Origin of the sequence: Lelliottia sp. JS-SCA-14 (genome assembly GCF_035593345.1) — a bacterium.
In the GTDB taxonomy this organism is placed as follows: domain Bacteria; phylum Pseudomonadota; class Gammaproteobacteria; order Enterobacterales; family Enterobacteriaceae; genus Enterobacter; species Enterobacter wanjuensis.
Map to the genome: position 1 here is coordinate 765,856 of NZ_CP141606.1, position 24,866 is coordinate 790,721.

The window sequence follows — 24,866 nt, forward strand, 5'->3', positions numbered from 1 at the left end:
TCAATTGACCGTGGCTCGACCACTGAGATGATGGAGTTGCGTCGAGACCTGGAACATGACCATACGGGGAGTCTATGCAGTATTGGGGTAAAATCATTGGCGTGGCGTTCGCTTTATTGATGGGCGCAGGGTTCTGGGGCATCGTGCTGGGCCTCATTATCGGGCATATGTTTGATAAGGCGCGCAGCCGCAAAATGGCCTTCTTTGCCAACCAGCGCGAGCGTCAGGCACTCTTTTTCTCCACCACCTTTGAGGTGATGGGGCATTTAACCAAGTCGAAAGGGCGCGTTACCGAAGCGGACATTCAGATTGCCAGCGTGTTTATGGATCGCATGAGCCTGCACGGTGAGTCACGCGTTGCCGCGCAAAATGCGTTTCGTATCGGCAAGGCGGATAACTATCCCCTGCGCGAGAAAATGCGCCAGTTCCGCAGCATCTGTTTCGGCCGTTTTGACCTCATTCGGATGTTTCTCGAAATTCAGATCCAGGCGGCGTTTGCCGACGGTTCTCTACATCCGAACGAACGCGACGTGTTGTATGTGATTGCCGAAGAGCTGGGCATTTCCCGCATGCAGTTCGACCAGTTCCTGCGCATGATGCAGGGCGGGGCGCAGTTTGGCGGCGGCTATCAGCACCAGCAGCAGTCTGCGGGCGGCGGCTGGCAGCAGGCGCAGCGCGGTCCGACGCTCGAAGATGCCTGTAACGTGCTGGGCGTGAAAGCGACCGACGACGCGACCACCATCAAACGCGCCTATCGCAAGCTGATGAGCGAACATCACCCGGATAAACTGGTGGCCAAAGGGTTACCGCCGGAGATGATGGAGATGGCGAAGCAGAAAGCGCAGGAAATTCAGAAAGCGTACGAGCTCATTAAAGAGCAGAAGGGCTTTAAGTAACACGCGTTGGCCCGGCAAGCGCCGGGCCACACGGTTAAAAGTCAGCGGGTGCTTTAAAGGTCATCAGATTGCCAAACTCCGGATGCGTTATTGTCAGCATCTGAGCGTGCAATTGCAGCCGCGGTGCTAACGCCAGCGCTTCAGGTGTGGCGTAAAAGCGATCCCCCAGAATCGGATGACCTAACGCCAGCATATGCACGCGCAGCTGGTGCGAACGCCCGGTAATAGGTTTAAGCAGAATACGCGCGGTGTTATCCGGCGCGTACTCCAGCACTTCATACTCCGTCTGCGCCGCCTTGCCGGTTTCAAAACAGACTTTTTGCTTAGGCCGGTTCGGCCAGTCGCAAATCAGCGGCAAATCCACCAGACCTTCTGCCTTCTCCGGGTGTCCCCAGATGCGCGCGACGTACTGTTTCTTCGGTTCACGATCGCGGAACTGGCGCTTTAATTCGCGCTCAGCCGCTTTGGTCAGAGCCACCACAATCACGCCGCTGGTCGCCATATCCAGGCGATGCACGGACTCCGCCTGCGGATAATCGCGCTGCACGCGCGTCATCACGCTGTCTTTGTGCTCCTCCAGACGTCCCGGCACGGACAACAGGCCGCTGGGCTTGTTGACCACCATGATGTGCTCATCCTGATACAGAATGACCAGCCACGGGTCCATCGGCGGATTGTAGGTCTCCATGATCATGTCGCGCTCCGGTTACTGATGCGTCACAACGATCAGACGCAGCGCGTCCAGTCGCCAGCTCGCCTGATCCAGGCTTTCCATGACCTGCTCGCGGTTGCTCTCGATCGCAGCCAGCTCGTCGTCACGGATGTTTGGGTTCACCGCTTTTAAGGCTTCCAGACGCGACAGTTCGGCCGAGAGTTTATCGTCCGCTTCGCTGCGAGCGGCATCAATCAGCGCGCGGGCAGCTTTCTCAATCTGCGCTTCGCCCTGCTGCAGGATGGCATGCACGTCCTGCTGAACGGCATTCACCAGCTTGCTGCCCGTGTGGCGGTTCACCGCGCTCAGCTGACGGTTAAAGCTCTCAAACTCCACCTGTGCGGCGAGGTTGGTGCCGTTTTTGTCGAGCATCAGACGCACCGGCGTCGCAGGCAGGAAGCGGTTGAGCTGCAGCTGTTTCGGTGCCTGCGCCTCCACCACGTAGATAAGCTCTAACAGCAGCGTCCCGACAGGCAGCGCTTTGTTTTTCAGCAGGGAAATGGTGCTGCTGCCCGTATCGCCTGAGAGGATCAAATCCAGACCGTTGCGAATCAGCGGGTGTTCCCAGGTGATGAACTGCGCGTCTTCACGGGAAAGCGCGACGTCACGCTCGAAGGTGATGGTGCAGCCATCCTCCGGCAGACCCGGGAAATCCGGGACCAGCATGTGATCGGACGGCGTCAGGACGATCATGTTTTCGCCGCGATCGTCCTGGTTGATACCCACGATATCAAACAGGTTCATCGCAAAACTGATCAGGCTGGTGTCGTCGTCCTGCTCTTCAATGCTTTCGGCAAGCTGCTGCGCTTTTTCGCCGCCGTTGGAGTGGATCTCCAGCAGGCGGTCGCGGCCTTGTTCGAGCTGCAGTTTCAGCGCGTCGTGCTTCTCGCGACAGGATTTGATCAGGTCGTCAAAACCTTCGGTCTCTTCCGGGGCCGCCAGGTAGCCGATCAGATCGCTGTGCACCTGGTCGTAAATGGTGCGCCCGGTCGGGCAGGTATGTTCAAAGGCGTCCAGCCCTTCGTGGAACCAGCGCACCAGTACGGACTGAGCGGTTTTTTCGAGGAACGGGACGTGGATCTGAATATCGTGCGCCTGACCGATACGGTCCAGACGGCCGATACGCTGCTCCAGCAGATCCGGGTTAAACGGCAGATCGAACATCACCAGATGGCTGGCGAACTGGAAGTTACGCCCTTCGGAGCCGATTTCGGAGCACAGCAGAACCTGCGCGCCGCTGTCCTCTTCGCCGAACCAGGCCGCTGCGCGGTCACGCTCTATGATCGACATCCCTTCGTGGAACACGGCGGCGCGGATCCCTTCCCGCTCGCGCAGGACCTGCTCCAGCTGCAGCGCGGTGGCCGCTTTGGCGCAAATCACCAGCACTTTCTGTGAGCGGTGAGCCGTCAGATAACCCATCAGCCACTCGACGCGCGGATCGAAGTTCCACCAGGTTCCGGTATCGCCTTCGAACTCCTGGTAAATCTGTTCCGGATAGAGCATGTCACGCGCGCGCTCTTCCGCACTTTTACGCGCACCCATGATGCCGGAGACTTTAATCGCCGTCTGATACTGGGTCGGCAGCGGCAGCTTGATGGTGTGCAGCTCGCGTTTAGGGAAGCCTTTCACGCCATTACGGGTGTTACGGAACAGCACGCGGCTGGTGCCGTGGCGGTCCATCAGCATCGAGACCAGCTCCTGACGCGCGGTTTCGGCGTCATCGCGGTCGCTGTTCGCGGCGTGCAGCAGCGGCTCAATATCCTGTTCGCCAATCAGCTCGCTCAGGGTGTTGAGTTCATCGTTGGAGAGGTGTTTCCCGGCCAGCAGCAGCGCCACCGCGTCGGCAACCGGGCGATAGTTTTGCTGTTCTTCGACGAACACCGAGAAATCGTGGAAACGGTTGGGATCAAGCAGACGCAGACGGGCAAAGTGGCTTTCGAGACCCAGCTGTTCCGGCGTGGCGGTCAGCAGCAGAATACCCGGCACGCGCTCTGCCAGCTGTTCGATAGCCATGTACTCACGGCTTGGCGCGTCTTCACTCCACACCAGGTGGTGCGCTTCGTCGACGACCATGATATCCCACTCGGCGTCGCACAGATGCTCAAGGCGCTGCTTGCTGCGGCGCACGAAATCGAGGGAGCAGATCACCAGCTGCTCTGTTTCAAACGGGTTGTCCGCGTCGTGCTGAGCTTCGGCGTAGCGCTCGTCATCGAACAGGGAGAAACGCAGGTTGAAGCGGCGCAGCATCTCGACCAGCCACTGGTGTTGCAGAGTTTCTGGCACCACAATCAGTACGCGCTCGGCGGCGCCAGAGAGCAGCTGTTGATGCAGGATCATACCCGCTTCGATGGTTTTGCCGAGGCCCACTTCATCGGCCAGCAGGACGCGCGGCGCATGACGACGACCGACGTCGTGGGCGATGTTCAGCTGGTGCGGGATCAGGCTGGTACGCTGACCGCGCAGGCCGCTCCACGGCATACGGTACTGTTCACTCTGGAATTTACGCGCGCGATAGCGCAGGGCAAAACGGTCCATGCGGTCAATCTGACCGGCAAACAGACGGTCCTGCGGCTTGCTGAAGACCAGGCGGCTGTCGAGCAGCACTTCGCGCAGGATGACATTGGTCTCTTCGGTGTCCACCCGCGTACCGATGTAGGCGAGGATCCCATTCTCTTCTTTTACGTCTTCAATCTTCAGCTGCCAGCCTTCATGGCTGGTAACGGTGTCACCCGGGTTAAACATGACGCGGGTAACAGGGGAATCATTGCGTGCATACAGACGGTTTTCACCCGTGGCCGGGAAGAGGATCGTGACCATACGCGCATCCAGCGCTACCACAGTTCCTAATCCAAGTTCGCTTTCTGTATCGCTGATCCAGCGTTGACCAAGTGTAAAAGGCATAGTTATTGGGCTCTAATCTTTAGTTTTGCAGGCAATAGTTCGACCACCGTCGCAGAGTGACGGCCATCGAAAAATGGGTCCGGGAATGGAAAGGGCGCTATGGTACTGGATGGCGGCGTTTTCGTCACGCGTCAAAATAGCCCCAGTTGCCCTGTCATGAGTGTAGCAAAATCATCGTCGACGAAGGGTAATATTCCATCGGCAACAGGCATTAACTGGCGCGTCAGATAGTGATCGTAATCCAGCGGCGAGTGCTGATAATCGACCGGCTCCGGGCCGCTGGTGGTCCAGACGTATTTGATGGTTCCCCGGTTTTGATACTGCGGCGCGCGACCGAGACGCAGGTTCTCTTCATCGGCCAGCCTGGCGGCGCGAACGTGCGGCGGAACGTTGCGCTGATACTCCGCCAGCGGGCGGCGCAGACGCTTACGATAGACTAGCTGGCTGTCCAGCTCTCCTGCCAGCAGGCTGGCGATGGTCTCGCGGACATAATCCTGATACGGCTCGTTGCGAAACACGCGCAGATAGAGCGTCTGCTGGAACTGTTGCGCCAGCGGGGTCCAGTCGGTGCGCACGGTTTCCAGCCCTTTAAACACCATGCGCTGCGAGTCGCCTTCCTGAATCAAACCGGCGTAACGCTTCTTGCTGCCCTGCTCGGTGCCGCGAATCGTCGGCATCAAAAAGCGGCTGAAATGGGTTTCAAATTCAATTTCTAAGGCGCTGGTTAAGCGCTCTTTTTGCAAATGGTTTTGCCACCAGTCGTTAATGAAAGCCACCAGATCGTTGCCAATTTTGGCGGCGGCCTCTTCGCTGTGTGCGCCTTTCAGCCAGACAAAGGTCGAGTCCGTGTCGCCGTAGATCACGTCATAGCCCTGGGATTCCACCAGGGCTTTGGTCTGGCGCATGATCTCATGCCCGCGCATGGTGATCGACGAGGCGAGGCGGGGATCGAAAAACCGACAGGCGCTGGTCCCGAGCACGCCGTAGAAGGCGTTCATAATGATCTTCAGCGCCTGAGAGAGGGGTTTATTGTGATGGCGCTTGGCCTCGTCGCGCCCGTGCCAGATCTGGCTGACGATCTCCGGCAGGCAGTGTTTCTCCCGCGAGAAACGCGCGCCGAGAAAACCTTCCGTGCTGTGGGCGTCATCGGGCTGAGCCATGCCCTCGACCAGCCCGACGGGATCGATCAGGAAGGTGCGAATGATCGACGGGTACAGGCTTTTATAGTCCAGCACCAGCACCGAATCATACAGCCCAGGCCGCGAGTCCATCACATACCCGCCGGGGCTGGCCTGGGGCGGAACTTCGCCGAGATTCGGCGCGACATAACCCGCGCGGTGCATACGCGGAATATAAAGGTGGCCGAACGCAGCAACAGATCCGCCGTGGCGATCGATCGCCAGGCCGTTGACGGTGGCGCGTTCCAGCAGGAACGGCATGATTTCGGTCTTATGGAAAATCCGCGTCACCAGTTCGCAGTCTTTCAGGTTGTAGGTGGCCAGCGCTGGTTTGTCTTCGTTGAAGCGCCGGTCGATCTCGTCCATGCGATCCCAGGGATTGTCGATGGATTTCCCTTCGCCGAGCAGCTCCTGGGAGACTGCTTCCAGCGAGAAAGAGGAGAAACTCCAGAACGCGGATTTGAGGGCTTCGATGCCGTCGATAATCACCCGACCGTTGGCCTGGGCAAAGAACACGCCGTTTTTAAAACCGTGCTCGCGCCACTCCAGCTCGCTGTTGCCGCGCCCGAGCATCAGGGGAATGCGGTAGCGCTCGGCATGTTTTTGCAAAACGCGCAGGTCAAACTGCACCACGTTCCAGCCGATCAGCACATCGGGATCGTGGGTGGCAAACCACTGGTTGAGTTTTTCGATCAGCTGCGGGCGACTGTTGACGTACACAAGCTCAAAATCGAGTCCCGACGCATCGCCGTTTTCCGGGCCCAGCATGTAGACAATCCGCTGGCCGCAGCCTTCCAGCCCGATGCAGTACAGCTCGCCGTGGCGCGTGGTTTCGATATCCAGCGACACCCATTTCAGCGGCGGGCGGTAGTGGGGATTGGGTTTCAGACGGGCGTTAATGAGTTTGTCGCCTTGCGGCGTGCCGTCGACCCAGACGGGGGCGGTGATAAAGCGCTCCATCAGGAAACGTTCCGGCGGACGAATATCCGCTTCGTAGAGCGTCACACCCGCTTCGCGCAGCAACTTTTCATAGCGCATCAGCTGGCGATGCGCGCGGCAGTACAGCCCAAACACAGGCGTACGGTGGAAATCTTTCAGCTCCAGCGGCGTGATGCGCCAGCCGTTTTCCCCGCGCAATACCTCGCGCGTTTTTTCAACGTACTGTTCCGGGATAAAGGCCACAGACTCTTGCGGCGGAAGTGTGACGTTCAGCGGACCCTCGTCCGTTGCCAGCCAGAATTCCACTTCGGTGCCCTGAGGGGTATCCCGCCAGTGCCGGGTCAGTAAAAAGCCTTCTCGCGCCTGCGCCACGCCGTTATCCCAAAAAACAAAACCAGGCGTGAGTATAGCCTGGTTAAGGGGTCTTTGCTGGGGTTATATACAGGTGTGTTTTTGCCGGATGGTGCTGCGCTTATCCAGCCTACAAAACCCTAACCGATCACTGCCCGTAATACGCCTTCGCCCCGTGCTTGCGCAGATAGTGTTTATCCAGCAGCGTTTGCTGCATGTCCGGGAGCTGCGGTGACAGCTGGCGGCAGAAGATCCCCATGTAGGCGACTTCTTCCAGCACGATGGCGTTATGTACCGCGTCTTCGGCGTTTTTACCCCAGGCGAATGGGCCGTGGGAGTGAACCAAGACGCCTGGCATTTGCGCCGCGTCGATCCCCTGTTTTTCAAAGGTTTCGACGATCACGTTGCCCGTCTCCCACTCGTACTCGCCGTTGATTTCGGCGTCGGTCATTTTACGCGTGCAGGGGATGGAGCCGTAGAAATAGTCGGCATGCGTCGTGCCCGTCGCCGGAATCGACTGCCCGGCCTGCGCCCAGATGGTGGCGTGGCGCGAGTGGGTGTGGACGATGCCGCCAATCGACGGGAATGACTGATAGAGCAGGCGATGGGTTGGCGTATCGGAGGAGGGCTTTTTGGTCCCTTCGACGACTTCGCCGGTGGCGATGCTCACCACCACCATGTCGTCGGCGGTCATTACGCTGTAATCCACGCCGGAGGGTTTAATCACAAAGACGCCTTTCTCCCGATCGACGGCGCTGACGTTGCCCCAGGTGAGGGTAACGAGATGGTGTTTCGGCAGGGCGAGGTTGGCTTCCAGCACCTGACGTTTGAGATCTTCTAACATGTTGTCTCCATGCCGGGTGGCGCTTCGCTGACCCGGCCTACAGTGTTTGTGCGCTCCCGTAGGCCCGGTAAACGAAGTGCCACCGGGCAATCCGTCACCGTACTTAACGTTTTGAACCGTAATAGACTTCGTTCCAGCGCAGCGCATCTTTAAACGCTGGCAGACGGGTGTCGTTGTCGATGACGGTCAGCTCGATGTCATGCAACTCCGCGAACTGGCGCATATCGTTCAGATCCAGCGAGTGGCTGAAGACCGTATGGTGCGCGCCACCGGCGACGATCCAGGCCTCCGATGCGGTTGGCAGATCCGGCTGCGCTTTCCACAGGGCGTTCGCCACCGGCAGTTTTGGCAGGGAATGCGGGGTTTCGACGGCATCCACGCAGTTCACCAGCAGACGGAAGCGATCGCCGAGATCGATCAGGCTGGCGTTAATCGCCGGGCCGGTGCGGGTGTTGAAGATCAGACGGGCCGGATCGGCTTTGCCGCCAATGCCCAGGTATTGCACGTCGAGGATCGGTTTCTCTTCGACGGCGATGGAAGGACACACTTCCAGCATGTGCGAGCCCAGCACCAGATCGTTGCCGTTCTCGAAGTGGTAGGTGTAATCCTCCATAAAGGAGGTGCCGCCCTGTAGACCGGTCGACATCACCTTCATGATGCGAAGCAGGGCGGCGGTTTTCCAGTCGCCTTCGCCCGCAAAGCCGTAGCCTTGCTGCATCAGACGTTGTACCGCCAGGCCTGGCAGTTGTTTCAGGCCGTGGAGGTCTTCAAAAGTGGTGGTAAAGGCGTGGAAGCCGCCCTGTTCGAGGAAGCGTTTCATGCCCAGTTCGATACGCGCCGCATCGATGACGTTCTGGCGCTTGTCGCCGTTGATCTGCGCCGCCGCGGTCAGGCGGTAGCTGCTTTCGTATTCATCCACCAGCGCGCTGACATCGCCCTCGCTGATGTCGTTCACCACCTGCACCAGATCGCCCACGGCCCAGGTGTTTACCGAGAAACCAAATTTGATCTGCGCGGCGACTTTATCGCCGTCGGTCACCGCTACTTCGCGCATGTTGTCGCCAAAACGCACCACTTTCAGATGGCGGGTATCCTGTTTCGATACCGCCTGGCGCATCCAGGAGCCGATGCGCTGCTGCGCGTGTTGATCCTGCCAGTGACCGGTCACCACGCCGTGCTGCTGGCGCATACGCGCGCCGATGAAGCCGAACTCGCGGCCGCCGTGTGCGGTCTGGTTCAGGTTCATAAAGTCCATATCGATGCTGTCCCACGGCAGGGAGGCGTTGAACTGGGTATGGAACTGGAGAAGCGGTTTGTTGAGGATCGTCAGGCCGTTGATCCACATTTTGGCCGGGGAGAAGGTGTGCAGCCATACCACCATCCCGGCGCATTTGTCGTCGTAGTTCGCATCGCGGCAGATATGGGTAATTTCGTCCGGCGTGGTGCCGAGCGGTTTCAGCACCAGCTTGCACGGCAGTTTGGCCTCGGCGTTCAGGGCGTTAACCACGTGCTCCGCGTGTTTTGTCACCTGCTGCAGCGCTTCCGGTCCGTATAAATGCTGGCTGCCAATGACAAACCACACTTCATAATTACTAAAAATGCTCATTATCGTGTCCTTAATGTGTCAGGGTTGCCGGTTTTTCCGCGGTGTTTTTGGCCGGGGCGGCGACTGGGAGATAGTGCTGTTCGGCGCTTTTCGACCACTGCAGGTAGCGCTGATAAAGCTGTTCGAAGCGTTGGGCCTGCGCTGCGCGCGGCTGAAGCGTGCTCTCAACTTTGCTTGCCATGTGCTGCTGCGCGGTCGGGATATCCGCGTGAACGCCTGCCGCAACGGCAGCGAAAATGGCGGCACCGAGGGCACAGCACTGATCGGAGGCAACGATCTGCAGCGGACGGTTCAGCACGTCGCAGCAAGCCTGCATGATCACCGGGTTTTTACGCGCAATGCCGCCAAGAGCCATCACCTCGTTCACGGCGATCCCCTGTTCGGTGAAGCACTCCATGATGGCGCGTGCGCCAAAGGCGGTGGCCGCAATCAGGCCGCCAAACAGCGCGGGCGCGTCGGTCGCCAGATTCAGGTCGGTGATCACGCCTTTAAGACGCTGATTGGCAAACGGGGTGCGACGACCGTTAAACCAGTCAAGCACCACCGGGAGATGATCCAGCGACGGGTTTTTCGCCCAGGCTTCGGTCAGCTGCGGAAGAAGCTGTTTTTTGCTGGCGGCGATCTGCGCTTTCAGTTCCGGATGGGTTTCCGCCAGCTGATCAAGCGGCCAGCCGAGCACGCGGCCAAACCAGGCGTAGATATCACCGAAGGCGGATTGCCCTGCTTCCAGCCCGATAAAATCAGGGACCACGCTGCCGTCCACCTGACCGCAAATCCCTTTCACGGCGCGATCGCCGACGGTGGCTTTATCGGCGGTGAGAATGTCGCAGGTCGAGGTGCCAATGACTTTCACCAGCGTGTTCGGCTGCGCACCCGCGCCGACGGCACCCATGTGGCAGTCGAACGCCCCGCCGGAAATCGCCACGTTCTGCGGCAGACCCAGACGCTGCGCCCACTCGGCGCAGAGGGTTCCGACCGGAATGTCAGCGGTATAGGTATCGGTAAAGAGCGGGTATTTCAGGCTTTGATTGATGAGCGGATCGAGTTCATCGAAGAATGCCGCCGGAGGCAGTCCGCCCCAGCTTTCATGCCACAGGGATTTATGCCCGGCGCTGCAGCGTCCACGGCGAATATCCTGCGGGCGGGTGGTGCCTGACAGCAGGGCTGGCACCCAGTCGCAGAGCTCAATCCACGACACCGCAGCCTGCGCCACGTCGCGGTCGGCGCGGGTGACGTGCAGAATTTTGGCCCAGAACCACTCGCTGGAATAAATCCCGCCAATGAAGCGGGAGTAGTCGGTTTTGCCCGCCTGATGGCACAAACGGGTGATGGCTTCGGCCTCTTCAACCGCAGTATGGTCTTTCCACAGCACGAACATGGCGTTCGGGTTGTCGGCAAACTCAGGGCGCAGCGCCAGCACGCGGCCTTCGGCATCTACCGGAGCTGGCGTCGAGCCGGTGCTGTCCACGCCGATGCCGACAATCTCGGCGCGCTGGGCTTCGCTCAGCTCAGCAAGCACGGTTTTGATCGCCGCTTCCATCGATTCGATGTAATCGCGCGGGTGGTGGCGGAACTGGTTATTTGGCGCATCGCAGTAACGCCCCTCTTGCCAGCGCGGATACCACTCCACGCTGGTTGCTATCTCCTGGCCCGTACGACACTCCACCGCCAGGGCGCGTACCGAGTCACTGCCAAAATCGAGGCCAATCGCAATTGCCATTTATGTTGCTCCATCAAAAAACGGGTATGGATCAACATTAGAGATTGGGGGCGAAAATCGTCAGGCAGGATCCGCTAATCTTATGGATTAAATTGCTGTTGAGGTGGAAAGTGTGACGCCGTGCAAATATTCAATGTGGACATTTCTGCCGCAGTTATAGACACTTTTGTTACCGCTGATTGACATGATGTCGCGGAAAAATCTGGGGTAAAGGCTGAGGCAAAGCGGAATTAAAAGAGCGGGCAGGTGATTGGGATCTTTTAACGACCCGTTTTTATACGGCTTTTATCGATATGGACAATTTGTTTCCTTATTGACCGTCGGGAGTCACCTGTTTATGGCCGAAATACAAAACGATCCCCTGTTGCCGGGCTACTCCTTCAACGCCCATCTGGTGGCGGGTTTGACTCCCATTGAAGCCGACGGCTACCTCGACTTTTTCGTCGACCGTCCGCTGGGGATGAAAGGCTATATCCTGAATATCACCGTGCGCGGCGAAGGGATCATCAAAAATCACGATCGGCAGTTTGTCTGTCGTCCGGGCGATATTTTGCTGTTCCCGCCGGGAGAGATTCACCACTACGGACGCCATCCGGACGCGAAAGAGTGGTATCACCAGTGGGTCTACTTCCGCCCGCGCGCCTACTGGCAGGAGTGGCTGGCCTGGCCGGCGATTTTTGCCCACACCGGTTTTTATCGCCCCGACGAAGCGCATCAGGCGCAGTTCCGCGAGCTGTTTGCGCAGATTATTGAAGCCCAGGCGGGCGGGCGCTACGCCGAACTGCTGGCGATCAATCTGCTGGAACAGCTGCTGCTGCGGCGCATGGAGGCGATTAACGCGTCGCTCAATCCGCCGCTGGATAACCGCGTGCGCGATGCCTGCCAGTACATCAGCGACCATCTGGCGGACAGCCAGTTTGATATCGCGGGGGTCGCCCAGCACGTCTGTCTGTCGCCGTCGCGCCTGTCGCATCTCTTCCGCCAGCAGCTGGGCGTGAGCGTCCTGAGCTGGCGCGAGGATCAGCGCATTAGCCAGGCCAAACTGCTGCTCAGCACCACGCGCATGCCGATTGCCACCGTCGGCCGTAATGTCGGCTTTGAAGATCAGCTCTATTTCTCCCGCGTCTTTAAGAAATGCACTGGCGCCAGCCCCAGCGAATTCCGCGCGGGGTGTGAATAAAACGTAAATAAAACTAAACAAACAGGTGAAGTCTGGCGGCACCCGGTAAACTATTCAGACAATTGTTGTCTTGACGCGGCAGGAAGCACTTCGCAGAATCCCTGCTCTGTTATCTGACCGGAAACGTTATGCAGGCATTGCTGGAACATTTTATTACGCAGTCCGTCGCCTATTCGCTGATTGCCGTCGCGCTGGTCGCCTTTCTTGAATCGCTGGCGCTGGTCGGGCTGATATTACCCGGAACGGTGATGATGGCGGGCCTCGGGGCGCTGATCGGCAGCGGCGAGGTGAACTTCTGGCAGGCATGGATGGCCGGTATCGTGGGCTGTCTGCTGGGGGACTGGATCTCTTTCTGGCTCGGCTGGCGCTTCAAAAAGCCGCTGCATCGCTGGTCGTTCATGAAAAAGAACAAAGCGTTGCTTGATAAAACCGAGCATGCCCTGCATCAGCACAGCATGTTTACCATTCTGATTGGGCGATTTATTGGGCCAACGCGCCCGATCGTGCCGATGGTTGCCGGGATGCTTGACCTGCCCGTCGCAAAGTTTCTGCTGCCGAACATCATCGGCTGCCTTCTCTGGCCGCCAGTCTACTTCCTGCCGGGCATTCTGGCCGGTGCGGCGATTGATATCCCCGCCGATGCGCAAAGCGGTCATTTTAAATGGCTGCTGTTAGGGACCGCGCTGCTGCTGTGGGTCGCGTTTTGGTTGTGCTGGAGATTGTGGCGCAGTGCGAAGGCGGGGACGGATCGTCTGACCCACTATCTGCCACGTGGGCGCCTGATGATGCTCGCGCCCTTAACGCTCGGGATCGCCGTGGTGGCGCTGGTGGCGTTGATTCGTCATCCATTGATGCCGGTGTATGGCGAGATTTTGTTGAAGGTGGTGAGCCGGTAGTTTATTGCGGGCCTACAGCGACTACGAACCGTAGGCCGGGTAAGGCGCAGCCGCCACCCGGTTTTTTTACTGCGGCACGATCCCCAACAACGCGGAGGCACTCGCCTTACCGCTCACCAGCTCCTGCGTCTCCCCATCCCACGCAATTCGCCCGTCGGCGATCACCACTGAACGCGTTGCGATCCGCGCGGCGTCTTCTACGCTGTGCGACACCATCAGCATGGTCAGGTTCTTCTGCTGGCACACCTCTTTCACCAGCAGCAACATCTCCTGACGCAGGGCCGGGTCGAGGGCGGAGAAAGGTTCGTCGAGGAGTAAAATCGGCTGTTCGCGCACCAGACAGCGCGCAAGTGCCACGCGCTGACGCTGCCCGCCGGAAAGCTCACCCGGCAGGCGGTCGAGAAATTCATTCAGCCCCATCTGCTGCGCGATAGATTCCAGTTTTTCACGCTGAGCCGCCGACAGTTTGAGACCGGGGTCCATCCCCAGCCCGATATTCTGGCGCACCGTCAGATGGGTAAACAGGTTGTTTTCCTGAAACAGCATCGACACCGGCCGTTGGGACGGCGGCGTGTGGGTGTGGTTCTGCCCGTCAATCACCATCTCCCCGCGCGCCGGAGGCAGAAAACCGGCAATCAAATTGAGCAGCGTGCTTTTCCCGGCACCGCTCGGGCCGAGGATCGCAATCATCTCCCCGCGCCCGACGGAGAGCGTAAACCGCATCGGCAGGTGCTGATAAAGCCAGGTTACATCAGTCAGTTTTAGCATCGCGCCCCGGAAGTTTTTCGATAACGGTGAAGAGGGTAAAACAGAGCAGCAGCAGGAGCAGGGCGGTGACCGCACCATCCTGACTGCGATACGAGCCGATCTGCTGATACAGCCAGAACGGCAGGGTGCGGAAATCGTCGTTGCCAAATAGCGCCACCACGCCGAAATCGCCAATCGACAGCACGCTGGCAAACGCCAGCGCCTGTGCCAGCGGGCGTTTCAGGGCGCGCAGTTCCACCACTTTCAACCGCTGCCAGCCGCGCATCCCCAGCGACTGGCAGAGCAGCGTGTAGCGGGCGCTGAGATCGCGCATCGGGTTTTCCAGCACTTTCAGGGCGTAGGGGATCGCCATTAGCGCGTTGGTGAAAATCACGATCCCGTCGGCGTGTTCGGGTAAGCCGATGGTGCTGTTGAACAGCAAAAAGAAGCCGGTCGCCAGCACGATGCCCGGCATCGCCAGAATCAACATTCCGCTCAACTCCAGCGCCTGTCCGGCGATGCGCGACTGGCGGGCGTACAGTTCGCGACTGCTCCACAAGAGCATCATGGTCAGGAGAACGCACAGCAATCCGGCCCCGAGAGCGATGCGCAGTGACGTCCACAGCGCCTGCCACAGTACCGGCTGTTGCAGCACGGAAAACAGATTCAGATTGAGCCCATCCACCACCACCGCCAGCAGTGGCGGGAGCAGCAATAACAGCGCGAGGGCAATCAGCAGGAGATCGCCCAGACGACTGCGCAGGCTGTCCTGCGGGTCGCGCCAGCCGTTCACCTGATGGCTGCCGACGGCAATGGCCTTGCTCAGGCGCTGGCTGAGCAGCACCAGCCCCAGACAGCAGAACATCTGGATAATCGCCAGCACCGCCGCGCGGCCTGGATCATAGTCAAAGCTCAGCGCCTGATAGATCGCCAGCTCAATAGTGGTGGCCTGCGGCCCGCCGCCAAGCGACAGCACGGTGGCAAAGCTGGCGAAGCAGAGCATAAAAATCAGTGCCGCGACGGGCGGGATCTGCCGACGCAGCCACGGCCACTCGACAAAGTGGAAGAAGGCAAAACCGCGCATCCCGAGCTGGGCTGCCAGCTGGCGCTGCTCGCCGGGAATGTTTTCCAGCGCTTGCAGGAACAGGCGTGTCGCCATCGGCATATTGAAGAACACATGAGCGAGCAAAATGCCCTGCAGGCCGTAAGGGGAGAAAGTCCACTCCAGCCCAAAGGCATTCAACAGCGTGGCGATCCACCCCTGGCGTCCGTACACGCTCAAAATACCGAAGACGGCGACCAGCACGGGCAGAATCAACGTCATTGCGCACAGGCGCAGCAGGGCTTGCCTGCCGGGGAAGCGGCGGCGATAGAGCGCCCGGGCTAAAAAGATCGCCGGAACCACAGAAAGCAGGGCAGAGAGAAACGCCTGCCAAAAGGAGAAGCGCACCACGTGCCAGAGATAGCTATCGTGCCACAGCGCGGCGATGTCGCTTTCCGGTGCGTTGAGCCACAGGGCAAGAAAAGCCCCCAGGCTCACCACCACCATCAGCGTGGCGGCAGTCAGCCCGGGGATCAGCCAGCCGGGAATTAGCGGCTGACGGCGCGTTGCCATTCACTGATCCAGGCGGCGCGCTGAGTGGAAACCTGCTGCGGGGTAAACTCGAGCGTGGTTTGCGGTTTTCTCAGCTGGTCAAAGCCGGCGGGCAGCGTCACGTCCGTCACCGGGTACATCCAGTTGCCGGTCGGGATCGCATTCTGGAACCCAGGAGAGACCATAAATTTCAGGAACTTTTCTGCCAGTTCCGGCTGTTTGCTGGCGGCGGTACGCGCGGCGACTTCCACCTGCAGATAGTGGCCTTCGGCGAAGTTCGCGGCGGCGTAATTGTCTTTCTTCTCTTCGATGATGTGATAGGCCGGAGAGGTGGTGTAGCTCAGGACCAGATCGCTTTCACCTTTCAGGAACAGGCCGTAGGCTTCGCTCCAGCCTTTTGTGACGGTGACGGTTTTGGCCGCCAGTTTTTGCCAGGCTTCCGGCGCTTTATCGCCGTACACTTTTTGCATCCACAGCAGCAGGCCCAGGCCCGGCGTGCTGGTGCGCGGGTCCTGATAAATCACACGCCATTTCTGGTCGCTTTCGATCAATTCTTTCAGGCTTTTCGGCGGGTTTTTCAGCTTGTTTTTGTCGTAGACGAAGGCGAAGTAGCCGTAATCGAAGGGCACGAAGGTGTCGTTTTTCCAGCCGCCCGGAACGCTCACCGCATCGGCGGAGACACCGCTTTTGGCGAACAGTTTGGTTTGCGAGGCCGCTTCCAGCAGATTGTTGTCGAGACCCAGCACTACGTCGGCTTTGCTGTTTTTGCCTTCCATCCGCAGACGGTTTAGCAGGGAGACGCCATCTTCCAGCGCCACGAATTTCAGCTCGCAGTTGCAATCGGCTTCAAAGGCTTTTTTGACCACCGGGCCTGGGCCCCAGTCGGCGGCAAAGGAGTCGTAGGTGTAGACCGTCAAAACGGGTTTGGCAAAAGCAGGCAGCGCGAAGAGCGCCAGCAGGGGGAGAACTTTTTTTAACACTTTGCACCTCAAAGTTGAGTGGCAAAGGATTTTGAGCGACAGCCTCAAATCCCTTCGCCGGCGTTATCCGGATCAGGTTCGACGGGTATTATCTCAGCGCACATCATCGATGCAGCACCCCGTTGAGAACGGCGGTATTGTAATGATTTGGTGAATATTACGAAAGTGTTATGGCTCCGGCGGCGCAAACCAGGCCGATTTAAAGTCAAACCAGCCCAGGGTGTTCATGCGCAGGCCGCGCATACTGCGCTGTCCCTGAATCATCAGCCAGTGGTGGATCAGCGGCACCATCGCCTGCTGGGAGAGCAGTTGCTGGCACCAGACCGCCAGATTCATATCACCCGCTCGCCACTGGGCGGCGTCCTGCTGCCAGTCGCGGGCGATGCAGTGCTGGATCAGCGGGATCTCATACAGATGCGAGAATAACGAGAAATCGAGCGGCAGGGTGAAGTTCGCGCTGTTGAGCCAGATATCGCTGACTGCTTCGCCGCGATGCCATTCATCGTATTCCACCTCCTGAATCTCCAGCGTCACGCCTTCTGCCGCCAGAAGTTTGCTCATGATGCGGGCAATAAACCGGTGCTCCACATGTTCGCGATAATAGGTCAGGGTGATGGATTCCAGCCCGGCGGGCTTTTCGCACCGCCCTGGGCGGGCGTGGTGCCAGCGCGGCAGCAGCCCGTAGGCCGGGAACCAGTAGGTCTGGTGCTGATCTTCCGCCTGATAAATCAGATTGGCAGGCGCGAGAATCTGACTGACCCACTGGCGCACCTCGCGGCTCGCGCCCCGGTGGGTGCGGGAGTCAAATAGCAGATAGTAACAGCCCTCTTCGAGGCGACTTTCGACGGCTTTTTCCCCGTCGGTCGGGCCTTCCAGCGTCAGGCCGGGGCTGAACTCTTCGCTGATCTCCGGCAGCACCCAGACATTCACCTCGTCAATCAACGCGCGATAGCCAAAGTAGTCATCGAAGGCGCGGATTTTGAGCTGATTGCTGTTGTTGCGCATCACCGCGTAAGGGCCAGTCCCGACCGGCTGGCTGGCGAAATTCGGCATGGTTCCCCATTCGTGGGGCAAAATCATCGACGGGACGTAGCCCATCAGCCACGGCAGCCACTGGTCGGGTTCGGACAGTTCAATATCCAACGTCCAGGCGGTGGGGGAGTGAATCTGCGTGATGTGGGAGTAGAGCGGCAGCTCGCGGGCGCGCTGCAGGGAGGCGATGACGTCTTCCATCTCCAGCTCGCGACCATGATGAAAATGGATGCCGGGACGCAAAAAAAAGCGCCAGTGCAAGGGGGATAATTGCTGCCAGTGGTGCGCGATGTCCGCTTCCAGTTCCCCGTTTTCCTCATTTATGCGCGTCAGGCCGCTGAAGATCTGGCGCGCCATGTGCGTTTCGGAGCGGCGTAACGCCGTGCCGGGCAGCAGGTTTTTCATCGGACGATAGTAGAGCACGCGCAGGATGTGTTTCCCCTGGCGGAAGCTGCGGCCCAGATGAGAGACCAGCATCTGGCGCACGGCGGCTTTGTCGCCGACCAGTTGCACCAGCTGATCGATGCGATCCTGCTCCAGCAGGTCCTCGGCGCGCTGTTGCTGGAGTGCCAGGCCGGTGTAGAGGAAGGTTAAGCGCGAACGTTTTCCGCGTCCGGCTTCGGCTTCCCAGTTAAGCCAGCCCTGCTGCTGCATGGTGTTGAGCAGGGTACGCATATGGCGACGCGAGCAATTCAGGAGTTCGGCCAGCTCGTTCAGCGTGGTCTCTTTTGACTGGCCTTCGCAGCACTGCCAGAGGCGGATGAATTGTTGTTGCAGACGACCAGATGGCATAAAAGGGGAACTCCTGACAAAAAATCAGCAATTTATTATTCCTCATAATAAGCCAATAATTCTTCCTGTTGAAGTGAGGAGGTGATTATGAAGAGGTCTACCGCACGTCAGTTTTATCAGCAGTACTTTTCAGCGACAAAAGGAGTGTCCTGGCTGGCCCGCCAGTGCGCAGAACAGCGCCTGAAAATGCTCGAAGATCTGATGCAGTGGGATGTTACGAATCCGACCTCTTCCCGCTGACTTGCCTCGATCATGTGTGACTGAGTATTGGTGCTTATCACCCGCCAGCAAAATGTTTTTGCTGGCTTTTTTCGTTTACACTGCCTCCTGATTTCGCTCCTCTTTGACAAGGAACTGCGCATGCTCTGGTTGATGACGATGGGCCGCCGCCTTAACGGCGTGTATGCCGCTTTTATGCTGGTGGCCTTTATGATGGGCGTCGCGGGCGCGCTACAGGCGCCGACGCTGAGCCTGTTCCTGAGTCGCGAGGTCGGAGCGCAGCCCTTCTGGGTCGGCCTGTTTTATACGGTCAACGCCATTGCCGGGATCCTGGTCAGCCTGTGGCTGGCAAAACGATCCGACAGTCAGGGCGATCGCCGCAAATTAATTCTGTTCTGCTGCGCGATGGCGATCGGTAACGCGCTGCTGTTTGCTTTCAACCGCCACTATCTGACGCTGCTCACCTGCGGAGTGCTGCTGGCGTCACTTGCCAATACCGCCATGCCGCAGCTCTTTGCGCTGGCGCGTGAATACGCGGACAGCTCGGCGCGGGAAGTGGTGATGTTCAGCTCGGTGATGCGTGCGCAGTTATCGCTGGCGTGGGTGATCGGCCCGCCGCTGGCCTTTATGCTGGCGCTGAATTACGGCTTTACGATGATGTTTTCTATCGCGGCGGGGATTTTTGCCATTAGCCTCGCGCTGATCGCCTTCGTCCTGCCGTCCGTCGCGAGGGTGGAGCAGGCGGCGGACAGGCCCGTCACTCAGGTGAGCGGCTGGCACAACAAAAATGTGCGCATGCTGTTTATCGCCTCGACGCTGATGTGGACCTGCAACACCATGTACATCATCGATATGCCGCTGTGGATCAGCAGCGATCTGGGGCTGCCGGATAAGCTCGCCGGGATTTTGATGGGCACTGCGGCAGGGCTGGAGATCCCGGCGATGATCCTCGCGGGTTTTTACGTGAAACGCTTTGGCAAGCGCCGGATGATGGTGATCGCGGTGGCGGCTGGCGTGCTGTTTTACCTCGGGCTGATTCTTTTCCATTCCCGCGAGGCGCTGCTGGCGCTCCAGCTGTTTAACGCGATATTTATTGGCATTGTCGCCGGGATTGGCATGCTGTGGTTTCAGGATCTGATGCCCGGACGGGCGGGGTCTGCGACCACGCTGTTTACCAACAGTATTTCGACCGGTGTGATTCTGGCGGGGGTGATTCAGGGGGCGCTGGCGCAAAGCTACGGGCACTTTGCGGTGTACTGGGTGATGGCGGGGATTTCGCTGGTGACGCTGGGGCTGACGTTGCGCGTCCGAGATGTATAAGTTTGCCGGATGGCGCTGCGCTTATCCGGCCTACAAAGCTACAAACCCAACAAAAAGGCCCGCTTTTCGCGGGCCTTTTTCGTTAGCGCATAAACGCCGGTTGTTTGTTTTCGTAGGTCGCAATCGACGCTTCGTGTTGAAGCGTCAAACCGATGCTGTCCAGACCGTTAATCATGCAGTGGCGGCGGAAATCGTCGATTTTAAAGCTGTAAGTTTTATCACCCGCTTTCACCACCTGGGCTTCCAGATCCACTTCAAACGAAATGCCCGGATTGGCTTTCACCAGCGCGAACAGCTCATCGACCTGTTCGTCGCTCAGCGTCACCGGCAGCAGCTGGTTGTTGAAGCTGTTGCCGTAAAATATGTCGGCAAAGCTCGGGGCGATCACCACTTTAAAACCGTAGTCGGTCAGGGCCCACGGCGCGTGTTCACGGGAAGAACCGCAGCCGAAGTTTTCACGCGCTAACAGGATCGATGCGCCCTTAAATTCCGGGAAGTTCAGAACGAACTCGGGATTTGGCTGCTGGCCCTGATCGTCGAGAAAACGCCAGTCGTTGAACAGGTGCGCGCCGAAGCCGGTGCGGGTCACTTTCTGCAAAAACTGTTTCGGAATGATGGCGTCCGTATCCACGTTCGCCGCATCCAGCGGGACAACCCGGCCCGTATGTTGGGTAAATTTCTCTGCCATGATTGTCTCCTTATTTCAAACCACGAATATCGGCAAAATGACCGGTGACAGCGGCAGCCGCTGCCATCGCCGGGCTCACCAGATGGGTGCGTCCGCCGCGGCCCTGACGGCCTTCAAAGTTACGGTTGCTGGTGGAGGCGCAGCGCTCGCCGGGGTTCAGGCGGTCGTTGTTCATCGCCAGACACATTGAGCAACCCGGTAAGCGCCACTCAAAACCGGCTTCGATAAAGATCTTATCCAGACCTTCGGCTTCCGCCTGCGCTTTCACCGGGCCGGAGCCTGGCACGACCAGCGCCTGCACGCCAGGAGCCACTTTGCGGCCTTTGGCAATTTCCGCCGCTGCGCGCAAATCTTCGATACGGGAGTTGGTGCAGGAGCCGATAAACACTTTATCTATCGCCACGTCGGTCAGCGGCACGCCCGGTTTCAGGCCCATGTAGGCCAGCGCTTTTTCGGCGCTCGCGCGTTCAACCGGATCGGCAAACGAGGCCGGATCGGGGATGTTGTCGTTGACGGAAATCACCTGGCCTGGGTTGGTGCCCCAGGTGACCTGCGGGGCGATCTCTTCGGCCTGCAGCGTCACAACGGTATCGAAGGTCGCGCCGTCGTCGGTTTGCAGGGTTTTCCAGTATTGCACCGCATCGTCATAATCTTTGCCTTTCGGCGCGTGCAGACGACCTTTCACGTAGTTGAAGGTGGTTTCGTCTGGCGCGACCAGACCGGCTTTGGCCCCCATCTCGATCGCCATGTTGCACAGGGTCATGCGGCCTTCCATGCTCAACGCTCGGATCGCATCGCCGCAGAATTCCACGACGTGGCCGGTTCCGCCTGCGCTGCCGGTTTTACCGATAATCGCCAGCACGATGTCTTTGGCGGTAATGCCTGGTGCCGCCTGGCCGTTAACTTCAATTTTCATGGTTTTCGCGCGGCCCTGTTTCAGGGTTTGCGTCGCCAGAACGTGCTCCACTTCGGAGGTGCCGATACCAAAGGCCAGCGCACCGAACGCCCCGTGGGTCGCGGTATGAGAGTCGCCGCAGACGATGGTCATGCCCGGCAGGGTGATGCCTTGCTCAGGACCCATCACGTGGACGATGCCCTGATACGGGTGGTTCAAATCGTACAGCTCCACGCCGAACGCGTTGCAGTTCTTAATCAGCTCCTGCATCTGGATACGCGCCATTTCGCCGGACGCGTTGATATCTTTGGTCTGCGTGGAAACGTTGTGATCCATGGTGGCGAAGGTTTTACCCGGCTGGCGAACCGGACGGTTGTGCGCGCGCAGGCCGTCAAATGCCTGCGGAGACGTCACTTCGTGCACCAGATGACGGTCGATGTACAGCAGCGGGGTTTCGTTTTGTGCCTCAAAAACCACGTGAGCATCAAACAATTTTTCGTATAACGTCTTCGCCATGATTACACCCCTTCAGCGACATAGCGGGCAATGATATCGCCCATTTCATCGGTACTGACGGCCGCCGCGCCGCGCGCTAAGTCGCCGGTGCGGATACCTTCTTCTAATGCGCGGTTGATGGCGCTTTCGATTGCGTCTGCCGCATCGTTTGCATCCAGGCTGTAGCGCAGCAGCAGGGCCAGGGAGAGGATCTGGGCAATCGGGTTGGCGATGTTTTTACCCGCGATATCCGGCGCTGAGCCGCCCGCAGGCTCATACAGACCAAACCCTTCTTCGTTCAGGCTGGCAGACGGCAGCATGCCCATCGAGCCGGTGATCATTGCGCATTCGTCAGAGAGAATGTCGCCGAACAGGTTGGAGCACAGCAGGACGTCAAACTGCGACGGGTCTTTAATCAACTGCATGGTGGCGTTGTCGATGTACATGTGCGAGAGCTCAACGTCCGGGTACTCTTTGGCGATTTCGTTGACGATTTCGCGCCACAGAATCGAAGATTGCAGGACGTTGGCTTTATCAATGGAGGTCACTTTGTGACGGCGTTTGCGCGCAGATTCAAAAGCGATGCGGGCAATACGTTCGATTTCGAAACGGTGATACACCTCGGTATCAAAGGCTTTTTCGTGCTGACCGCTGCCTTCGCGGCCCTTCGGCTGGCCGAAATAGATACCGCCGGTTAATTCACGCACGCACAGGATGTCGAAGCCGTTGGCGGCAATATCGGCGCGCAGCGGGCAGAACTCTTCCAGTCCCTGATACAGCTTCGCCGGACGCAGGTTGCTGAACAGTTTGAAATGCTTACGCAGCGGCAGCAGCGCGCCGCGCTCAGGTTGCTCTGCTGGCGGCAGATGTTCCCATTTCGGGCCGCCGACGGAGCCGAACAGGACCGCATCGGCGTTTTCGCAGCCTTCGACGGTGGCTTTCGGCAGCGGAGTACCGTGGTTATCAATCGCAATACCGCCCACATCGTAGTGGCTGGTGGTGATTTTCATCGCGAAACGGGCGCGGATGGCTTCCAGGACTTTCAGGGCTTGTGTCATCACTTCCGGGCCAATGCCATCGCCCGGCAACACAGCAATATGGTAATTCTTCGACATTACACGGTTTCCTTATTGTTCTCTTTATTCTGAGCTTTGCGTTGCAACTCTTTTTCGACTTCTGCGGCGCGCCAGATGTTGTTCAGGACGTGCACCATGGCTTTGGCGGAGGACTCGACGATGTCTGTCGCCAGGCCCACACCGTGGAAGCGGCGGCCGTTGTAAGTGACCACGATGTCGACCTGACCCAGCGCGTCTTTGCCGTGACCTTTGGCGCTGAGATCGTATTTGACCAGTTCGATGTCGTAGCTGGTGATGCGGTTGATCGCCTGGTAAATCGCATCGACCGGGCCGTTGCCGTTGGCGGCTTCGGCTTTGACGTCATCACCGCAGGCCAGTTTGACGGAGGCGGTGGCGATGTCGCTGGAGCCGGACTGCACGCTGAAGTAGTCCAGACGGAAGTGCTCTGGCTCTTCCTGCTGTTTGTTAATGAAGGCTAATGCTTCCAGATCGTAATCGAAGACCTGACCTTTTTTGTCCGCCAGCTTCAGGAACGCGTCGTACAGGTGATCCATGTTGTAGTCGCTTTCCTTGTAACCCATCTCTTCCATACGGTGTTTTACTGCCGCACGGCCAGAGCGGGAAGTCAGGTTCAGCTGAACCTGGTTCAGGCCGATGGATTCCGGGGTCATGATTTCGTAGTTTTCGCGGTTCTTCAGCACGCCATCCTGGTGGATGCCGGAGGAGTGGGCGAACGCGCCGGTGCCGACAATCGCTTTGTTCGCCGGGATCGGCATGTTGCAGATCTGGCTGACGGTCTGGCTGGTGCGCCAGATTTCGTTGTGATTGATGCGGGTCTGCACATTCATGATGTCTTTGCGCACTTTGATCGCCATGATCACTTCTTCCAGCGAACAGTTACCGGCGCGTTCGCCGATGCCGTTCATCGCGCCTTCAACCTGGCGCGCACCGGCGTGGACTGCGGCAATGGCGTTGCCCACGGCCAGACCCAAATCGTCATGGGTGTGGACGGAGATAATGGCTTTATCGATATTCGGCACGTGCTCGTACAGGCCGGTAATGATGTTGGAGAACTCGAACGGCATGGTGTAGCCGACGGTGTCCGGGATGTTGATGGTGGTCGCACCGGCGTTAATCGCAGCTTCAACCACGCGCGCCAGATCGGCGATGGGCGTACGGCCTGCATCTTCGCAGGAGAATTCGACGTCGTCGGTGTAGTTGCGGGCGCGTTTCACCATATAGATTGCGCGTTCAATCACTTCATCCAGCGTACTGCGCAGCTTGGTGGCGATATGCATTGGCGAGGTGGCGATAAAGGTGTGAATGCGGAAAGCTTCGGCCACTTTCAGCGACTCGGCGGCGACGTCGATATCTTTCTCGACGCAGCGGGCCAGGCCACACACGCGGCTGTTTTTGATGGTGCGTGCGATGGTCTGTACGGATTCAAAATCACCCGGAGAAGAGACCGGGAAACCCACCTCCATCACGTCGACACCCATACGTTCGAGGGCCAGCGCAATCTGCAGTTTCTCTTTCACACTCAGGCTTGCCTGTAACGCCTGTTCACCGTCACGTAAAGTTGTATCGAAAATAACGACTTGCTGGCTCATGGGTTAGGTCCTTGTCTGTCCTGGGGCGCCTTGCTACGAGCATAAAAAAACCCGCGCAGTGGCGCGGGTTTTTTTGTTTACTGAAGACGATTCAACGTTGAATTTCGCCCGCCAGCCTACCGCGCACAGTGGATGCGTTTAGTAGTAGTAGGCTGAAGTGGCGAGTGGTACGAATCATGAATCGGGCTCCAGATG

20 protein-coding genes and 1 riboswitch are annotated in these 24,866 nt (G+C 58.7%); of the genes, 5 read left to right on the forward strand and 15 right to left on the reverse strand.

From position 1 onward, the window contains the following. Nucleotides 1-74: 74 nt before the first annotated feature. Nucleotides 75-896: a co-chaperone DjlA gene (gene djlA, locus U9O48_RS03660; RefSeq protein ID WP_282491619.1), complete on the forward strand. Its 822-nt coding sequence runs from the start codon at nt 75-77 to the stop codon at nt 894-896. Nucleotides 897-930: 34 nt separating this feature from the next. Here djlA and rluA read toward each other — a convergent pair whose 3' ends face one another. The 6 genes from rluA to araB form a co-directional block, all read right to left on the reverse strand. Then, nucleotides 931-1,590 carry a bifunctional tRNA pseudouridine(32) synthase/23S rRNA pseudouridine(746) synthase RluA gene (rluA, locus tag U9O48_RS03665; protein ID WP_282491620.1) on the reverse strand — a complete coding sequence of 220 codons (660 nt, stop codon included), beginning with the start codon at nt 1,588-1,590 and terminating at the stop codon, nt 931-933. A gap of 12 nt (nt 1,591-1,602) precedes the next feature. Continuing rightward, nucleotides 1,603-4,509, reverse strand: coding sequence for an RNA polymerase-associated protein RapA (gene rapA / locus U9O48_RS03670; RefSeq protein WP_285153748.1), 2,907 nt, complete (start codon nt 4,507-4,509; stop codon nt 1,603-1,605). Between the two features lie 131 nt (nt 4,510-4,640). Then, nucleotides 4,641-6,998 carry a DNA polymerase II gene (polB, locus tag U9O48_RS03675; RefSeq protein ID WP_324723536.1) on the reverse strand — a complete coding sequence of 786 codons (2,358 nt, stop codon included), beginning with the start codon at nt 6,996-6,998 and terminating at the stop codon, nt 4,641-4,643. 127 nt (nt 6,999-7,125) lie between these two features. Then, on the reverse strand, nt 7,126-7,821 hold the full coding sequence (gene araD / locus U9O48_RS03680; RefSeq protein ID WP_282491626.1) for an L-ribulose-5-phosphate 4-epimerase: 696 nt from the start codon (nt 7,819-7,821) through the stop codon (nt 7,126-7,128). Between the two features lie 103 nt (nt 7,822-7,924). Beyond that, nucleotides 7,925-9,427, reverse strand: a complete 1,503-nt coding sequence (gene araA, locus U9O48_RS03685; protein ID WP_324723537.1) for an L-arabinose isomerase — start codon at nt 9,425-9,427, stop codon at nt 7,925-7,927. 10 nt (nt 9,428-9,437) lie between these two features. After that, nucleotides 9,438-11,147 (reverse strand): ribulokinase, encoded by a 1,710-nt coding sequence (gene araB / locus U9O48_RS03690; RefSeq protein WP_324723538.1) that lies wholly within the window; start codon nt 11,145-11,147, stop codon nt 9,438-9,440. Nucleotides 11,148-11,484: 337 nt separating this feature from the next. On the opposite strand from araB, the gene araC reads away from it, so the two are divergent. Together araC and U9O48_RS03700 are read left to right on the forward strand one after the other, a co-directional pair. After that, entirely contained in the window at nt 11,485-12,327 is an 843-nt protein-coding gene (araC, locus tag U9O48_RS03695) for an arabinose operon transcriptional regulator AraC (RefSeq protein ID WP_282491629.1), read from the forward strand. A gap of 128 nt (nt 12,328-12,455) precedes the next feature. Next, nucleotides 12,456-13,223: a DedA family protein gene (locus U9O48_RS03700; protein WP_285150649.1), complete on the forward strand. Its 768-nt coding sequence runs from the start codon at nt 12,456-12,458 to the stop codon at nt 13,221-13,223. A 66-nt stretch (nt 13,224-13,289) separates the two neighbouring features. On the opposite strand, the gene thiQ is transcribed toward U9O48_RS03700, so the two are convergent. The 4 genes from thiQ to sgrR all read right to left on the reverse strand — a co-directional run bounded on the left by thiQ (nt 13,290) and on the right by sgrR (nt 18,368). Beyond that, the gene (gene thiQ / locus U9O48_RS03705) at nt 13,290-13,991 is read right to left on the reverse strand and encodes a thiamine ABC transporter ATP-binding protein ThiQ (RefSeq protein WP_324723540.1); all 702 of its coding nucleotides are present in this window, start codon (nt 13,989-13,991) and stop codon (nt 13,290-13,292) included. Beyond that, nucleotides 13,975-15,585 carry a thiamine/thiamine pyrophosphate ABC transporter permease ThiP gene (gene thiP, locus U9O48_RS03710; protein WP_324723541.1) on the reverse strand — a complete coding sequence of 537 codons (1,611 nt, stop codon included), beginning with the start codon at nt 15,583-15,585 and terminating at the stop codon, nt 13,975-13,977. The genes thiQ and thiP overlap by 17 nt, the downstream gene beginning before the upstream one ends. After that, on the reverse strand, nt 15,561-16,544 hold the full coding sequence (thiB, locus tag U9O48_RS03715; protein WP_324723543.1) for a thiamine ABC transporter substrate binding subunit: 984 nt from the start codon (nt 16,542-16,544) through the stop codon (nt 15,561-15,563). Before thiB ends, thiP begins: the two co-directional genes overlap by 25 nt. A 31-nt stretch (nt 16,545-16,575) precedes the next feature. Further along, nucleotides 16,576-16,676: riboswitch (TPP riboswitch) on the reverse strand. 36 nt (nt 16,677-16,712) lie between these two features. Next, entirely contained in the window at nt 16,713-18,368 is a 1,656-nt protein-coding gene (gene sgrR, locus U9O48_RS03720) for an HTH-type transcriptional regulator SgrR (protein ID WP_282491635.1), read from the reverse strand. Between the two features lie 87 nt (nt 18,369-18,455). Between sgrR and sgrT the strand changes: the two genes are divergently transcribed. Further along, nucleotides 18,456-18,608, forward strand: coding sequence for a glucose uptake inhibitor SgrT (gene sgrT / locus U9O48_RS03725; protein ID WP_095280755.1), 153 nt, complete (start codon nt 18,456-18,458; stop codon nt 18,606-18,608). 120 nt (nt 18,609-18,728) lie between these two features. Then, nucleotides 18,729-19,907, forward strand: coding sequence for a sugar efflux transporter (locus tag U9O48_RS03730; protein WP_285146012.1), 1,179 nt, complete (start codon nt 18,729-18,731; stop codon nt 19,905-19,907). 82 nt (nt 19,908-19,989) lie between these two features. On the opposite strand, the gene leuD is transcribed toward U9O48_RS03730, so the two are convergent. From leuD to leuL, 5 genes are all read right to left on the reverse strand, one after another. After that, nucleotides 19,990-20,595, reverse strand: a complete 606-nt coding sequence (gene leuD, locus U9O48_RS03735) for a 3-isopropylmalate dehydratase small subunit (protein ID WP_285146011.1) — start codon at nt 20,593-20,595, stop codon at nt 19,990-19,992. Between the two features lie 10 nt (nt 20,596-20,605). Then, entirely contained in the window at nt 20,606-22,006 is a 1,401-nt protein-coding gene (leuC, locus tag U9O48_RS03740) for a 3-isopropylmalate dehydratase large subunit (RefSeq protein WP_285146010.1), read from the reverse strand. 2 nt (nt 22,007-22,008) lie between these two features. Next, nucleotides 22,009-23,100 carry a 3-isopropylmalate dehydrogenase gene (gene leuB / locus U9O48_RS03745; RefSeq protein WP_285146009.1) on the reverse strand — a complete coding sequence of 364 codons (1,092 nt, stop codon included), beginning with the start codon at nt 23,098-23,100 and terminating at the stop codon, nt 22,009-22,011. Next, on the reverse strand, nt 23,100-24,671 hold the full coding sequence (gene leuA, locus U9O48_RS03750) for a 2-isopropylmalate synthase (protein ID WP_282491640.1): 1,572 nt from the start codon (nt 24,669-24,671) through the stop codon (nt 23,100-23,102). Before leuA ends, leuB begins: the two co-directional genes overlap by 1 nt. A gap of 91 nt (nt 24,672-24,762) precedes the next feature. Beyond that, on the reverse strand, nt 24,763-24,849 hold the full coding sequence (gene leuL, locus U9O48_RS23325; RefSeq protein ID WP_350315585.1) for a leu operon leader peptide: 87 nt from the start codon (nt 24,847-24,849) through the stop codon (nt 24,763-24,765). Nucleotides 24,850-24,866: the final 17 nt, after the last annotated feature.